This is a genomic window from Lysinibacillus sp. A4, from assembly GCF_024919535.1.
Lineage (GTDB): Bacteria > Bacillota > Bacilli > Bacillales_A > Planococcaceae > Lysinibacillus > Lysinibacillus capsici.
In genome coordinates, this window is record NZ_JANWTB010000008.1 from 117,869 (window position 1) to 132,602 (window position 14,734).

The following is a 14,734-nucleotide window of genomic DNA, read 5'->3' on the forward strand; positions in this document are numbered from 1 at the left end:
GAGGGTGAATTATCAATTTTTACTTGAAACATTTTTCGTAGCTTTGTCTGGTGTTCCTATAGCGCTCCTAGTCACAGTTGTTGCTTTGGTGATAGCTTTGCCACTAGGTTTTTTGCTAGCACTAACTAGGATCAATAAAATTCCAGTTATTCATCACCTCGCGAAGATTTATGTTTCTTTTGTTCGAGGAACGCCGATTATTATACAAATTTTTATTATCTATAGCAGTATACCTTTAATGTTAAAAATTATTTTTGAAAAATATCATATTGCGTATGATATTTATAAAATCAATCCAATTTGGTATGCGTTTATTGTATTTGCATTCAGCTCAACAGCCATTTTGATTGAGGTCTTTCGATCGGCGTTAAGTACCATTGAAAAGGGGCAACTAGAGGCTGCACACTCAGTAGGTTTGTCAACATTCCAAGCATATACTCGCATCATCATTCCACAGGCATTAGTAGTGGCATTGCCGAATATTTGCACAGCTACAGTTAATCTTATTAAAGCTACATCGCTAGGCTACGCAATGTCGCTTCCTGAAATTACACTGAAGGCAAAAGTAGCGGCAAACGTTGGCTACAATTATGTAGAGGCCTATTTGGATATCTTTATTGTGTACTTAATTTTATGTAGTACGGTTGAATACTTGTTTAAGCGTTATGAGAAATATTTAAGCAAATACAAAATGGCAAATGTCTAAGGGGTGAATTAGCATGTTAGAAATTAAAAATATTCATAAATCATTTGGTGGCAATGAAATCTTAAAGGGTGTTGATTTAGCCATTGATAAAGGGGACGTTGTTGTTATTTTAGGTCCCAGTGGTTCAGGAAAAACAACATTATTGCGTTGTATCAATTTTTTAGAGAAGGCTGATCAAGGCCATGCGACATTTGGAGATATTCAGGTTGATTTTCAACATGTAAAGAAAAAAGACGTGCATGCAATTCGCCAGCGTGTCGCATTTGTCTTTCAAAACTATAATCTATTTACTAATAAAACAGCATTAGAAAATGTAACGGAAGGATTAATCATTGGACGTAAAATTCCTAAAGCACAGGCTGTGGAAATTGGTAAAAAGGCACTTGATAAAGTAGGTTTATCAGACAAATATGATGCCTATCCAAGTCAGTTGTCAGGAGGTCAACAGCAACGTGTTGGTATTGCACGAGCAGTAGCTTTGAATCCTGATATTATTTTATTTGATGAACCAACGTCCGCACTTGACCCTGAATTGGTAGGTGAGGTTCTACAGGTCATGAAAAATATTGCGGCGGAGGGTACAACAATGCTTGTAGTAACACACGAAATGGGCTTTGCCAAAGATGTTGCCAATCGCGTAATTTTCATGGATGGAGGAGTGGTTGTAGAGGAAGGTAGCCCTCATGATATTTTCGTCAGCCCAAAAGAGGAGCGAACGAAGAAATTTTTAAAACGTGTTATTCCAGAAGACTATACGTTCTATATATAAAACAGCAAGAGAACAGGAGAATCTGTTATTTACAGATTCTCCTGTTACCTATTATTGAAGGAAATACGTTAATTTGTTAATAGAATAAATGTGCAGCTCATGCATAGCTCTTGTACACGCCGTATAGAAATAGTACCGTTCGCTTTCTCTTGAGTAATTAGCAGCAGATGCATTATAGATGATTACCGCATCAAATTCGATCCCTTTCGCCATGTAAGCTGGAAGTAATAAAATACCCTTCTTAAACTGCTTTGAATTATGGTTGATTAATTGAATATCTACTCGATTGTTTAATTGCTTATAAACGGCAGAGCATTCGGCTGCGGTTTTACAGATGACAGCAATTGTTTCGAATTCAATAGATAAATGGTCGATATTTTGAATAATTTGATCCATTAATTCCAATTCATTTGGCACAATAGTAATCGATGGTTCAGGGCCATTTCGGTTAAATGCTTCTACTTCACTACCATCATTCAATATTTTGGCAGTGAGTTGTATGATTTGCTTTGTCGAACGATAGCTTTTGGTTAATATCATTTTTTCTGCCTGCTCACCATATAATTGAGTGTCGAGTAGAGAAGGATTATTAAAGGTATGTGGATGAATCGTTTGGTGGCCATCACCTAAAATGGTCATACGTGCTTTTGGAAATAACTGCTGTAATACAGTAAGTTGAAATGGCGAATAATCCTGTGCTTCATCTATTAACACATGACGGATCATCCTATTGGTCTGTTGTCCTTCAATTTTGTCCTGTAAATATAAAAATGGTGCAGTATCCTCATAGGCAATCAAACGCTTTGCTAAATTAGGGAGTGTTTGTAGACAAATGTCCTCCCAATTGTCTGGCATAAGGTGTTGTAAATCCCTGTTAATAGAACTATTCAAATCAAAGAGCTGTCGATATGTACCCAACATATGGACAAACTTTAACTTGTTCACAGAGTTACGTAATGGTTTAAAGTGTTTTTTGACAATTTGTCTCGCTAATTTATAGCGTTCTTGATCAAAATCGTCAAATGAGTTTTCAGTATAGCGACCCTCATATAAAAGTTCACTATAAGATTTGGAGTAATCTTCTTTATCTAATAGCTCAGTAGCTTCTTCTACCCATTCCTTTGTACGCTCAGCCTTTTCCAATTTCGTTAGTTGCTGCAATAACCATTCTTTTACTAATTGTAGGCGATCTGGTATCGACATAGTAGAAGGGAAAGAATAGAAGTATTCGGTAATTTCCTGTGCAGTAATAATCCGTTCTCCACGAAAAACGATATTTTTAAATAACAAGCCTTTATCGGATAAATAACTCGCATATTGATCGATTAAATGTTTATAAGCGAGACTCGCTTTAAAAGAAATGATGCTTAATTTTGTTTGATACTGAGCATCATCCTTTTCTGTTAACAGTTCTTCAAGCTGCTCATAAGGATACTCTAATTGAAACTGTTTACCTAATCGTTTTTCAGCATATTCTATAAACGTTAACTGCTGCATATTGTCTTCCCCTAAATCAGGTAAGACAGAATGAACATATTGATTAAAAAGTTGGTTAGGTGTAATTAGCAGAATTTGATCGGCAGTCATTTCATCACGATAACGATAAAGTAGATAAGCTACCCGCTGTAAGGCTACAGCTGTTTTGCCACTACCTGCCACACCTTCAACAATAAGATAGCGTGAATTTACATGGCGAATAATTTTATTTTGCTCTGCTTGGATTGTCGCAACAATACTACGAATATGCTCATTTGCATTTTGCGCAAGGATATCGAGCAGTAGGTCATCACCAATTGTAAGGCCCGTATTAAACATGGATTGTAGTTGACCATTTTTAATAATAAATTGCCGTTTTAACAGCATTTCTCCATGAATTTCTTCACCTAATGTTTCGTAGGATGCATCACCAGGTGTGTAATCATAATACATACTTGATATAGGCGCTCGCCAATCAAAAATGATGATATTTTCATCCTGTTCATCCAATAATGTGGCTACACCAATATAAATTTTTAAAGGGTCTTGTTGACCATCTTGTACAAAGTCAATACGAGCAAAATAGGGTGACTGTTGTAAACGTTCATATACCTTTACATTACGAATTGCACGTTCCTGTGCTAGCTCTGAGTCAGATAAAAGCTCTGCCTGCTGCTTAATTGCAAAAAAGGTTTCGTCTACATCCTCAGCGGTATCTAGATTGACTCTCACATCGTTCCAAAAGGATTTCTTTAAGGCAACAGCATTTTCTTTAAAACCTTTTTCTTTATGCTCTAACTCTTTTATTTTATGAACAATAATGTTTAAAGAATCCTCAAGGTGATGCTTTTCTTCTAGCCATTCTTTTTGATTTTCCAACGTTTACTCACATTCCTCTCCATAGTTATTTGCTTCCTTTGACAGTAACCCTCACCTCAATAGATGGTGAGAAGAGGGTAATTGTGCTGCTTTTTTAACTGTTTGTCCAACCACAAATTTGAATATAGTGAAAGTATCCAAATGCACATGATATGGGGGGATTGAAGCAGGAAATTTATCATACATCTACTTCGGAAAGAAGTATAGTCTAGAAATTATTGTAAATTTATGATACAATAAATGTGTAAGGTAATAAGATATTGATAAACAGAGACAGCTCTACAAAAAGGTGGAGCCGTCTTTTTTATATGTAATATTGCTTCATATTATGACTGATTATCATAAATTGTTATTAAAAATAATGGATGAAATGCTATTGAGACACTAAAGAATGTGGCATGCCATACGATAAAGAAACTTGAAGGGAGGTGAAAAGAATGAAGGTAATCTTTACAGTGGGGTTGCCTGGTAGTGGGAAAAGTACATTTGTGAAACAGTTAGCTAAAAATGAAAATGCAATTGTCCTATCAAGCGACGCTATACGTCAGGAGTTATTTGGGGATTCAACAAGGCAAAAATCACGTATAGTCTTTCGTACATTATATGAACGTCTTAATGACTTAGTGGCAAAAGGGTTTTCTGTCATTGTGGATGCAACCAATATTGAACGAGAGCGCAGGATGTTTGCACTTCGTAAAATACCAAGTAATGTGCAGAAGGTATGTTATTACTTTGATACACCTTATTCAATCTGTGTAGCTAGAAACCAGCAAAGGAAAAGACATGTACCATTAATCGTGATGGAAAAAATGAGAAAGCATTTAGAGTTCCCGACAGTAGGAGAAGGGTTTAATGAATTGCATATTATTCATGAATCAAGTCCCTATGATCTTTCTCGACAACAATTTGTTTCACTCATACAAGGCCACCCCACCTATGAAGAGCTTTTTCAAACACTTCAAGCAGTCCCACTTTTCAAAGAAATTTATCAATTCGATCAAGAAAACCCATTCCATCAATTTTTACTATGTCAGCATACGTATTTTGTGTACGCGTATATCAATGAGTACTACTTAGAAAGCGATAAACTAGCTCTACAAATAGCTGCATTGTTTCATGATGTCGGTAAACCAGCTTGTAAAAAATATAAACCTTTGCAACAGCGTTATGGTTATTTTGGGCATGAAAATGTCTCGGCTCAACTGGTTTGCCATTTTCTATTAGAGTTGGGCTTTGAAAAGGAATTTGTATTAAAGGTTGTTCATTTAGTGCAATTTCATATGTTAATCCAGTATGGGGGAGATAGAGGTGGAAGCCAAATTTATCATTTATTAGATGGTGATTTATTAACAAGGCTTTATTTTTTCCGTGAGGCAGATCAATTTGCCAAGTAAACTTTAGGAAAGGAAGGTGAAAATATGACGAAATTAATGAAATACCCAAGAAGTTTTCATTTACCATGGAGCAGGGGTTATACCGATGATGATAAAGTTGCTAGAAATGTGAATCATTTTATTGGAAAGGAGGTTGTTGTCACTGAAAAGTTAGATGGAGAAGGGACAACACTTTACAGAGACTATATGCATGCTAGAAGTATTCATTCAGCCAACCATCCTTCTAGACATTGGGTAAAAACATTTCACGCGAACTTTGCGTATCGGATTCCAAAGGACTGGCGCTTATGTGGTGAAAATGTTTATGCCAAGCATTCTATTTATTATCAAGGATTAACAAGCTATTTCTATTTGTTTAGCATTTGGAATGAAGAAAATATTTGTTTGAGCTGGGATGAAACCGTGGCCTTCGCAGCAGAGTTAGGTATAGAAACAGTGCCCGTTTTATACCGAGGGATTTTTGACGAAGAACAGATAAAACGTACATTCACTGGAAAATCATTCTTTGAAGGGGAACAAGAGGGGTATGTCATTAGAAATACTAGCTCATTCCATTACGAAGATTTCCGCTATAATTTAGGGAAATTTGTGAGACCGCAACATGTTCAAACAAGTGAGCATTGGCTACAAGAAGAAATTATTCCAAATAAATTAAAATCCTAACCAATTAAGAAGAGAAGGGACTGAGCACAATGTAATACTATAGCAAGCATTCAATAATCATCTATTACGAGGTAGGTGCAAGGAGTGCATATCCCTTTCCAATGGGAGTACGGGTTCGATTCCTGTTATCCTCGCCATAAAAAAATGAACTCTCTTTATTAGGACGAGAGTTCATTTTTGTTTGTTTATTTAGTGTAATTATCGAAGTAGCCTTGAATGTAAATCATTGGTGTTCCTTTGTCACCCGAACCAGATGTAAGGTCAGATAGGGAACCGATAAGGTCTGTTAAACGACGCGGTGTTGTTCCTTGTGCAGCCATTTGACCTGTTAAATCTTCATCTTTATTTTGGATGTATTCAGAAATAGCAGCCTTTAGTTCTTCGCCTCGAAGGTCTGCAAAATCATTGTCCGCTAAATATTTTAATTTAACCTCGTTCGGTGTTCCATGTAATCCAGCGGTGAATGCTGGGGATACAACAGGATCTGCAAGCTCCCAAATTTTACCCACAGGATCTTTGAATGCGCCGTCACCATAAATCATAACTTCTACTGTTTTTCCTGTTGCTTCTTTAATTTTTGCTTGGATTCCATCAACAATGGGTTGGCAAGTATGTGGGAATAATTTAACACTATCCTCTGTTGCTTTGTTCGAGCCAAGTAGACCATACTCAGCATTGAAACCAGAGCCATTAATTGATTCAGCTAAAATATTATCAAGGCTGTAAACTTTTTCTGCACCGTTCGCTGTTAGAATACGTTTTGTGCGGAAGCGTGAATGAATATCACACGTTAAGATACTCTTTGTGTAATTTAAAATTGTTTTTGGATTATTTGAGAAGATGACCTCACACGTAGCCCCTTCTGCTTCGATTAACTCTTTATAGTATTCAATATAATCTACACCAGTAAATGTGTGTTTTTTATAGCCAAAATGCTCGCGGAATTCAACCTCATTGAGCGTATCCGTCCATGGGTTAATGCCTTTTACATCGAGCTCATCAATATCTACAAGATGATTACCCACTTCATCAGATGGGTAGCTTAGCATTAATACTACCTTTTTTACACCTTTAGCGATGCCTCGTAAACAATTGGCGAAGCGGTTTCGACTTAAGATGGGGAAAATAACGCCTACCGTATCATCTCCAAACTTAGCAGCTACATCTATGGCAATATCATCAATCGTAGCATAGTTTCCTTGTGCACGTGCCACGACAGATTCAGTTACTGTCACAATATCACGATCCTCTATTGTATATCCTTCAATATGTGCAGCATTTAACACTGTATCTACAACAATTTGTTCAATATTATCGCCTTCATTAATAATAGGACCACGAAGACCTCTTACAACTGTACCGATTACACGTTCCAATTTAATCTCTCCTCATTCTATCTAGCGTAAAGTGATATAAAAACCATATGATTTTACTATAAGGCTCGTTAATGATATAAGTAAAATTAATAGTTCATATAATAGCTATAAGAGGTGCTTATATGATAGGGAAATTAGATTTATATCGTGTTTTTAGTGTTGTAGCAAAAAATAATAGCTTTTCTAGTGCGGCAAAAGATTTATATATGACACAGCCAGCTGTAAGTCAGGCGATGATGCAATTAGAAAATGAGCTTGGCACACGTCTTTTTAATCGAACTCCTAAAGGTGTGACATTAACAACAGAGGGTAGCTTACTTTTTGAATATACTAATTCTGCTTTAGGGCTTTTAGATGCTGGTGAAGAAAAGTTACTTGAATTCAAAAATTTAACAACAGGGCAATTAAAAATAGGTGTAGGTGATACGATCTCACGCTTCTTTTTAATGCCTTATTTAGAAGCATTCCATACAATGTATCCGAATATTAAATTGCAAATGCTAAATGGCACAACCTCTGAAATTTGTAATTTTATTAAATCGGGTGAAGTAGATATAGGGTTTTGTAATTTTCCAATTGAAGATTCAACATTACAGTTAACGGTATGTACAGATATTCAGGATATTTTTGTCTGTGGGGAAAAATATAAAACACTTTCATCTAAAAGTTTAAGCTATGAGGACCTTTTAAAATTTCCACTTATCTTTCTAGAGAAAAAATCGAATTCAAGGAAGTATGTGGAAGATTATCTTTTTGCAAGAGGCGTTCACATAGAGCCAGAGTTTGAGCTAGGCTCACATGATTTGGTACTCGAATTTGCGCGTAGTAACCTTGGCATTGCATGTGTAACAAAGGAATTTTCAAAGGACCATCTTCAACGTGGACTTCTTTATGAATTAACTTTAAGGGAAAGTATTCCTACGAGAAGTATTGGTATGTGTTATTTGAAGTCAGTACCCCTTTCTAGAGCAGCAATGAAATTTGTTGAAATCATTGAAAGTAAACATTTTAATACGAGAAGAACCATAAAAAGAGCTTAGCGACGAGAAAAAAATCGCTATGCTTTTTTTATTAAGATATCAATCAGTATGTCGACATTGCGCTTATTTTTCATGGTAGGTGAGCAAAGATAAGAAAATGTTCGCATAAAGTGCTGTCCTTCAAGGCGCAGAATAGTCATATCTCCATTTTTTAATTCACGTTCTATCACACAGGCAGACAATAAAGAAAGACCAAGTCCCTGCATTACACTCTCCTTCACGCCCTGATTACTGCTAATAGTCAAAAGCGAATGAATCTGTAAACCATTTGCTCTGAATAAATGATCCAGATAATAACGTGTTCCAGAGCCTTCTTCACGCGCAACCCAGCTTTGCTGCTGGAGTTTATCAGCAGTCAGAGGTTGTTGCTTTGTAAGAGGATGTTTACTGTCGCTAACAATAAATAACTCATCTTGCATAAATGGCTTAATGACTAGTTCATTATCATGAGCCTGTCCTTCAATTAGACCTATATCGACTTGCAGTAATTTTGTATATTGAATGATTTCTTTTGTATTGCCAATAATAATTTGAAGTTCAAGTTGTGGGAATTGTTGCTGTAAGCTTGCAATAATTGGAGGTAAAATATATTCGCCAATTGTAAAGCTTGCCCCAATGACTAGCGTACCTTGTACCTCTTGATGATAGGCAGCGATATCTTCTTTTGCAGCTTCAGCTATCGCCATGATTTGCTTTGCTCGTTTATAAAGAATTTCACCAGTTGGTGTAATTTGCACCGATTTTGGGGAGCGAATAAATAAGGTTGTTTGTAATTCTTGCTCTAGATTCTTAATGTGTAAGCTAACACTTGGTTGTGAAATATGAAGTATTTCAGAGGTCTTTGTAAAATTATTGACCTCAACCAGTGTGATAAACGTTTTTAAAGCATCCAATTGCATATCTTCACCCCTATTATTAGAAATATTAATAATAATAATTATATATATGTATTTTACTAATAGTGCACTCTTTATTAAAGTAATAATCAACAAGGGAGAAAGAAGTGAACATCATGGTTAATAGACAGCATAAATTAAAATCTACTCTTAATCCAAATTTCTTGAAGGGGATATTGTTAACGCTTCTTATTGCTTTAGTAGCGAAATATATTGCCACATTTCCTTTCTTTTCAATATTGGGACAGTTGGTTATTGCCATTATATTAGGGATGACCTGGCGAGCAACATTTAAAGTACAAGATTCTTGGCAAGTAGGTATTTCATTTTCCAGCAAGAAGCTATTACGCTTTGGTATTATTTTATTGGGTATGCGCTTAAATTTGGCAGATATTTATCATGCGGGTGCTAACGTTTTTTTAATTGCAGTCATTAATTTGCTATTTGCCTTAATGGTTGTGTACGGCCTAACAAAAATATTTAAAGTCGATCAAAAGCTAGGGATATTAACGGCTTGCGGGACTGCCATTTGCGGAGCTGCTGCAGTAGTGGCAATTGCACCTCAAATTAAAGCAAATGAAAAGGAAACGGCGGTAGGGGCAGCGATAGTTGCGTTATTGGGGACTATTTTTACACTTATTTATACGGTACTTTATTCCATCATCGATTTAACACCTACTGCGTATGGTATTTTCGCAGGGGGGACATTACATGAAATTGCGCATGTAATTGCAGCTGCATCTGCTGGTGGAAATGAAGCAATTGATATAGCCGTCATCGTGAAATTAACACGAGTGGCCCTACTTGTACCTGTAGCAATTGTTATTGGTATTTTCTATCGAAGAATGGACAAAAGTGAAGAGAAAAAGGCATTTTCTTTATCCATCATACCGTGGTTTATTTTAGGATTTTTAGCGATGAGTGCTATCAACTCTTTAGGGATTATACCGACAAATGTATCGCAAGCATTTGTAAATATTGCTTATATCTTAATTGCGATGGCAATGGCTGGTCTAGGGCTAAATGTTGAGATGAAAACATTTAAGGAGCTAGGTGTAAAGGCATTTATTGCAGGTTTAATTGGCTCGGTCTGTCTATCCGTGTTGGGCTATATACTAGTCATTCTTTTATATTGATTTAATCAATGTTTCTTATATCAAAAAAAAGACCCTGCATGATCGTTCAACATGCAGGGCTTTTTAGATAGAATCAGAAGATAATGTATAAGTAATTTAATCGTCGTTTATTAATTTAAGGCTTCAATAGAAGAAGCTAATTCCGCCACCACTATTTTGCTGCCGATAATTGGACTGTCAGCCTTTTCTCCCTCAGAGCCCGAATTTGGGCGTTGATGGGCTGCAGCGAATGCATCGCTATTACGCCATGCTTGGAAATGCTCCTTAGATTCCCAATACATATTAACACTCATTTCATCATAAGTAGGATCATCAGTTGAAATTAATACCTCTACTTTATGAAAGCCTTCAAACTGTTGCAGAGGACCTGGCTTTGTAAAATTTGGTGCCATTCTCGCAGCAAAACCGGGTTTTACTTGAATACGATTCGTTACAATAATCATGCTTTTACCCCCCTTAATTTCATTTACTAGGTTGTTGAATGAATTATCATTGATTATCATTCGCACTCAATGATAAGTGGCTGAGGAAGACATTGTCAATAGATGTCCTCTATATAATCTGTGCTAGTAGTTTATGGGTAATGGATAGGCTGACATTTAACTGACATAATCCAGTGCTATAATGAATATAAGAGTGAACTAGTAGCGAGGTGATTGACTTTGGCAAACATTCTAGTAATAGAAGACGAATATCCAATAAGCCAGGTTTTAAAGGTGTATTTACAAAAAGTGGGTTATAGTGTGACACAATGTTTCAATGGTGGTCAAGCCTTGGTCATGTTTCGTGAAACACAGCCAGATCTAGTGTTGCTAGATATTATGTTACCAGAAAAAAATGGTTGGTCCATTTTAAAAGAAATAAGAGAACGAAGTACTTGCCCAGTTATCATGTTAACAGCATTAGGCGAGGTTAATTACCGTCTAGAGGGGTTTGATCATGGGGCAGATGATTATATTGCCAAGCCTTTTATCGCAGATGAAGTTGTTGCAAGAGTGAGGGCTGTTTTAAGACGTGCTGTAGGTAGTTCTGATTCAGCTACTAGTAAGCAGTATGGGTCTCTAGTGATTGATTGTAAAGCGCATAAAGTGCTTTTGGGTGGAGAAGAGATTGTATTAACGCCAAGAGATTTATCAGTGCTCATGTTTTTAGCTGACCACCCCAATCAAACGTTTACCCGGGATCAGCTTATAGATCAAGTTTGGGGATGGGAGTATGAGGGTAGTGATCGTGCTGTAGATTTAGCTATAAAGAGGCTTAGGAAGGCTTTAAAAGAATGGGATGAAGCGGAAGGAGAAATAAAGACACTACGTGGATTGGGGTATCAGCTAAGTGTTCAAAAAAAATAAGCGAATATCCTTACTTCAATATTGGACGAGCCGATATTTACTGACACTTTTTATAGGCTTAGCTATTATATCTTTAATCTCAGCAGCGTGGATTCGACATACAACATTTGAAAATCGATTAGAATTAATGGAGTTTTTAGCAGACGAGACGGTCTATCGTTTAACGGATACAACAAATCCTAATAATGGACCTATAAATGGTATTCCAGGTTTCATAGGGGATCGTCAGCGTTTTAATATGAAAGAGATCGATCCGATTTTGTATGTTGTAGATACAGAGGGAAATATACTGACTAGCAACCGTCCTGTACCCCCTGGTAGTGCTAAAAATGTAGCTGAAATGTTAGATGGAAAAGAAGGTACTAAGGAAATAAAGGATGGACTTGAACCTGAATATATAGTGAAAAGAAAGATAGAAAATAATCATGAGTTATTGGGCTGGGCCCTGGTGATGGAGAAGAAGGAGAATTTAACAAGAGTTAACCAAGCATATGGACAGCTTGCCATATTAATTGGAGCACTAGCATTATTAGGCTGGATCGCTATTTACTTTCTGTCAAAGCGTTTGGCCCATCCCATTAAACAAGTAGCTGAGGCTGCCAAGCATGTACAGGAAGGCAATTATGCAATTGATTTGCCTCAATATAGTAAGGAAAAGGAGATCTATGAGCTTGTTTCCTCCTTCAAAAATATGGCAAATAAATTAGAACAGCTGGAGAAAACTCGAACGGAATTACTAGCAGGTGTCACCCATGAATTGAAAACACCTGTCACCTCTATAAGTGGTTTATTACAGGCTGTAAGAGATGGTGTTGTAACGGGACAGGATGCTATGGAATTCATTGAAATGGCTATGGTCGAAACGACAAAAATGAAAACAATGGTTGGTGACTTACTTGCCTTTAACCATTTTGCTGTCGATGCTATTCCTGTGCAGATAGAGTCAGTAGATGTTAATCAGCTACTACGAGAGGCGGTGGCACAGTGGGAAGTCATGCAGGAAGATGAACATGTAAAAGTTAGTTTACATTTGTTGGAAAAACCTGTGCTTGTACAGATAGATATTGTTCGTATCCAACAGATCATTACAAACCTATTAACCAATGCTAAACAGGCGATGGACAAAGGAACAATAACCTTGAGGTTGATAGATCATGGCGAGGCTCTGTCAGTGATGGTGAAGGACACAGGACATGGAATCCCTCTAGAGGATCAGTCATTTATTTTTGAGCGCTTTTATAGAGGGGAAAATAAAAAATATACTGTTCGCGGCTTGGGTTTAGGATTACCACTTAGTAAAATGATGGCCCAATCTCTTGAGGGCGATTTGCGATTAATTGAAAGCAATCCCTCTGGAACACATTTTGAATTAGTGTTGCAAAAGGCTACTACGCTATAAGAGCGTAGTAGCCTTCTTAGTGTTGGTTTAATCCGTCTCCCAGAAATCTGCTTTGTTTTGTAAAAGAGAGTTGAAGAATTTGTAAAGCTGACATCTGCCTGACACAAAAGCCCTTTATAGTAAACGATGGAGACGGGAAATGAACAAAGGGACGAGCAGCATTAAAGGTTCGTCAGTCTGACACTAATACAAGTAGGGAGAGTGATGAAATGCCAATAGTTACTTCATTTAATCCAAATGGTCGCCAAGAAATAAAACAAGCGATCTCCTATCCAGATTATGCATTATTAAAAGTCAGGCTTCAGCATGTTATGCAGCGAGATCATCATGCTGGGTTAGACGGTAAATATTTGATTCGTAGTACGTACTTCGATAATTTTGCTAATAAAGTGTTAAATGAGAAAAAAGAAGGCTTTATTAATCGAGATAAATATCGAGTACGCATATACGGCAAGTCTAGTGATGTTATAAATCTTGAGCGGAAGAGTAAGCGTAACAATGTGACCTTTAAAACAAAATGTTCAATATCTCAAGCTGAGTATGAAAAACTACGTATTGGCGAGATAGCATGGATGGAGAATGATGACCGAGCGCTAATTCGAGATTTATATCATGAGATGAATTACAACCAGTTGCGACCTACTACGGTAGTGGATTACGAGCGAGAAGCCTATATCTATCCGTTTGGCAATGTGCGTGTGACATTTGATAGTAAGGTGCAATCGAGTCTACGCAACACGGATATGTTTAATCAAAACTTGCCTATGGTCGATGTGCTGGAGCCTAATCTTGTAATTTTAGAGGTAAAGTACGATGAATATCTACCAGACATCATCAAATATTTACTACAGTCAGTGGATACTCGTGCGGAGGCCTATTCAAAATATCAACTTAGTCGTATGTATGGCTAATAATAAAGGAGAATGAACAATGGATACAATTAAATTTAGTGATATTTTTAAATCTAACTTTTTAGAAAAAACAACCTCGTTTTCATTAATCGATTCAATTATTGGTTTAGTAGTCGCGTTTTTTATTGGGCTTTTCATTTATGCTGTTTATAAGAAGACCTTTAATGGAGTCATTTACTCACATTCCTTCAATATCTCACTGCTTATAATGACAATGGCAACAGCACTAGTGATTATGGGAATCAGTTCAAATGTTCTGCTGTCACTTGGTATGGTTGGTGCCTTATCTATTGTACGTTTCCGTACACCTATTAAGGATCCCATGGATTTAGTCTATATTTTCTGGGCAATTGTTTCAGGTATTTTATGTGGTGCTGGCTTTATTCCATTAGTGATTATTGGTGCTGTTTTAATCGGACTTGTATTGCTAATATTCGTTAATAAAATAACGGTAGAAAATCCGTATTTACTGATTGTAAAGTTTGAAGAGGAATTGGCTAATGCTGAAATTGAGCGAATTATTGCTGCGCAAACGAAAAAATTCGCTCTCAAATCGAAATCCATTATGCAACAGAATGAAATCGAAACAACTTATGAAATTCGTGTAAAACAAAATGATGCAAAATTGATGGATGAACTAACAAAGGTAGCTGGTGTAAAATCAGCTATTATGCTGAGCTATGATGGGAATTTCACAGCGTAATGACCTCATTAACAAATAGAACTACGATGAGAGGTGA

The 14,734-nt window shown here is 36.7% G+C and carries 14 protein-coding genes; 10 read left to right on the forward strand and 4 right to left on the reverse strand.

Annotated elements, in window-relative coordinates; translation table 11 throughout:
* Nucleotides 1-4 precede the first annotated feature (4 nt).
* Together NY607_RS16965 and NY607_RS16970 are read left to right on the forward strand one after the other, a co-directional pair.
* Nucleotides 5-706, forward strand: coding sequence for an amino acid ABC transporter permease (locus NY607_RS16965; protein ID WP_004233514.1), 702 nt, complete (start codon nucleotides 5-7; stop codon nucleotides 704-706).
* Nucleotides 707-719: 13 nt separating this feature from the next.
* Complete coding sequence (locus NY607_RS16970; RefSeq protein WP_048395482.1) at nucleotides 720-1,475, forward strand: amino acid ABC transporter ATP-binding protein; 756 nt, start codon at nucleotides 720-722, stop codon at nucleotides 1,473-1,475.
* Between the two features lie 51 nt (nucleotides 1,476-1,526).
* On the opposite strand, the gene helD is transcribed toward NY607_RS16970, so the two are convergent.
* Nucleotides 1,527-3,830, reverse strand: coding sequence for an RNA polymerase recycling motor HelD (gene helD, locus NY607_RS16975; protein ID WP_259420045.1), 2,304 nt, complete (start codon nucleotides 3,828-3,830; stop codon nucleotides 1,527-1,529).
* A gap of 437 nt (nucleotides 3,831-4,267) precedes the next feature.
* On the opposite strand from helD, the gene NY607_RS16980 reads away from it, so the two are divergent.
* Both NY607_RS16980 and NY607_RS16985 read left to right on the forward strand, forming a co-directional pair.
* On the forward strand, nucleotides 4,268-5,224 hold the full coding sequence (locus NY607_RS16980) for an AAA family ATPase (protein WP_054548519.1): 957 nt from the start codon (nucleotides 4,268-4,270) through the stop codon (nucleotides 5,222-5,224).
* A gap of 24 nt (nucleotides 5,225-5,248) precedes the next feature.
* Nucleotides 5,249-5,887, forward strand: a complete 639-nt coding sequence (locus NY607_RS16985) for an RNA ligase family protein (protein WP_048395489.1) — start codon at nucleotides 5,249-5,251, stop codon at nucleotides 5,885-5,887.
* Between the two features lie 185 nt (nucleotides 5,888-6,072).
* Here the strand turns inward: NY607_RS16985 and NY607_RS16990 are convergent, their stop codons facing one another.
* Nucleotides 6,073-7,263 (reverse strand): coenzyme F420-0:L-glutamate ligase, encoded by a 1,191-nt coding sequence (locus NY607_RS16990; RefSeq protein ID WP_054548521.1) that lies wholly within the window; start codon nucleotides 7,261-7,263, stop codon nucleotides 6,073-6,075.
* A gap of 122 nt (nucleotides 7,264-7,385) precedes the next feature.
* Here NY607_RS16990 and NY607_RS16995 point away from each other — a divergent pair, with 122 nt between their 5' ends.
* Nucleotides 7,386-8,303 (forward strand): LysR family transcriptional regulator, encoded by a 918-nt coding sequence (locus NY607_RS16995; protein WP_259420046.1) that lies wholly within the window; start codon nucleotides 7,386-7,388, stop codon nucleotides 8,301-8,303.
* Nucleotides 8,304-8,320: 17 nt separating this feature from the next.
* Here the strand turns inward: NY607_RS16995 and NY607_RS17000 are convergent, their stop codons facing one another.
* On the reverse strand, nucleotides 8,321-9,202 hold the full coding sequence (locus tag NY607_RS17000) for a LysR family transcriptional regulator (RefSeq protein ID WP_054548523.1): 882 nt from the start codon (nucleotides 9,200-9,202) through the stop codon (nucleotides 8,321-8,323).
* 113 nt (nucleotides 9,203-9,315) lie between these two features.
* Between NY607_RS17000 and NY607_RS17005 the strand changes: the two genes are divergently transcribed.
* Nucleotides 9,316-10,335 carry a YeiH family protein gene (locus NY607_RS17005; protein WP_131521789.1) on the forward strand — a complete coding sequence of 340 codons (1,020 nt, stop codon included), beginning with the start codon at nucleotides 9,316-9,318 and terminating at the stop codon, nucleotides 10,333-10,335.
* 110 nt (nucleotides 10,336-10,445) lie between these two features.
* On the opposite strand, the gene NY607_RS17010 is transcribed toward NY607_RS17005, so the two are convergent.
* Nucleotides 10,446-10,778, reverse strand: coding sequence for a heme oxygenase (locus NY607_RS17010; protein WP_048395499.1), 333 nt, complete (start codon nucleotides 10,776-10,778; stop codon nucleotides 10,446-10,448).
* Nucleotides 10,779-10,997: 219 nt separating this feature from the next.
* On the opposite strand from NY607_RS17010, the gene NY607_RS17015 reads away from it, so the two are divergent.
* The 4 genes from NY607_RS17015 (at nucleotide 10,998) to NY607_RS17030 (ending at nucleotide 14,697) form a co-directional block, all read left to right on the forward strand.
* Entirely contained in the window at nucleotides 10,998-11,684 is a 687-nt protein-coding gene (locus NY607_RS17015) for a response regulator transcription factor (RefSeq protein ID WP_103119010.1), read from the forward strand.
* Nucleotides 11,668-13,083: a sensor histidine kinase gene (locus NY607_RS17020; protein WP_259420047.1), complete on the forward strand. Its 1,416-nt coding sequence runs from the start codon at nucleotides 11,668-11,670 to the stop codon at nucleotides 13,081-13,083. Before NY607_RS17015 ends, NY607_RS17020 begins: the two co-directional genes overlap by 17 nt.
* 209 nt (nucleotides 13,084-13,292) lie before the next feature.
* Nucleotides 13,293-13,994 (forward strand): polyphosphate polymerase domain-containing protein, encoded by a 702-nt coding sequence (locus NY607_RS17025; protein WP_131521791.1) that lies wholly within the window; start codon nucleotides 13,293-13,295, stop codon nucleotides 13,992-13,994.
* A 19-nt stretch (nucleotides 13,995-14,013) separates the two neighbouring features.
* Nucleotides 14,014-14,697: a DUF4956 domain-containing protein gene (locus tag NY607_RS17030; protein WP_131521792.1), complete on the forward strand. Its 684-nt coding sequence runs from the start codon at nucleotides 14,014-14,016 to the stop codon at nucleotides 14,695-14,697.
* The last annotated feature ends 37 nt before the right edge of the window (nucleotides 14,698-14,734 follow it).

What these genes read in the sequence shown, in the direction of transcription:
- NY607_RS17000 (WP_054548523.1), bottom strand. Translation starts at nt 9,202, where the DNA reads ATGCAATTGGATGCTTTAAAAACGTTTATCACACTGGTTGAGGTCAAT.
- NY607_RS17030 (WP_131521792.1), top strand. Translation starts at nt 14,014, where the DNA reads ATGGATACAATTAAATTTAGTGATATTTTTAAATCTAACTTTTTAGAA.
- NY607_RS17025 (WP_131521791.1), top strand. Translation starts at nt 13,293, where the DNA reads ATGCCAATAGTTACTTCATTTAATCCAAATGGTCGCCAAGAAATAAAA.
- NY607_RS16995 (WP_259420046.1), top strand. Translation starts at nt 7,386, where the DNA reads ATGATAGGGAAATTAGATTTATATCGTGTTTTTAGTGTTGTAGCAAAA.
- NY607_RS17010 (WP_048395499.1), bottom strand. Translation starts at nt 10,778, where the DNA reads ATGATTATTGTAACGAATCGTATTCAAGTAAAACCCGGTTTTGCTGCG.
- NY607_RS16980 (WP_054548519.1), top strand. Translation starts at nt 4,268, where the DNA reads ATGAAGGTAATCTTTACAGTGGGGTTGCCTGGTAGTGGGAAAAGTACA.
- NY607_RS16985 (WP_048395489.1), top strand. Translation starts at nt 5,249, where the DNA reads ATGACGAAATTAATGAAATACCCAAGAAGTTTTCATTTACCATGGAGC.
- NY607_RS17005 (WP_131521789.1), top strand. Translation starts at nt 9,316, where the DNA reads ATGGTTAATAGACAGCATAAATTAAAATCTACTCTTAATCCAAATTTC.
- NY607_RS16970 (WP_048395482.1), top strand. Translation starts at nt 720, where the DNA reads ATGTTAGAAATTAAAAATATTCATAAATCATTTGGTGGCAATGAAATC.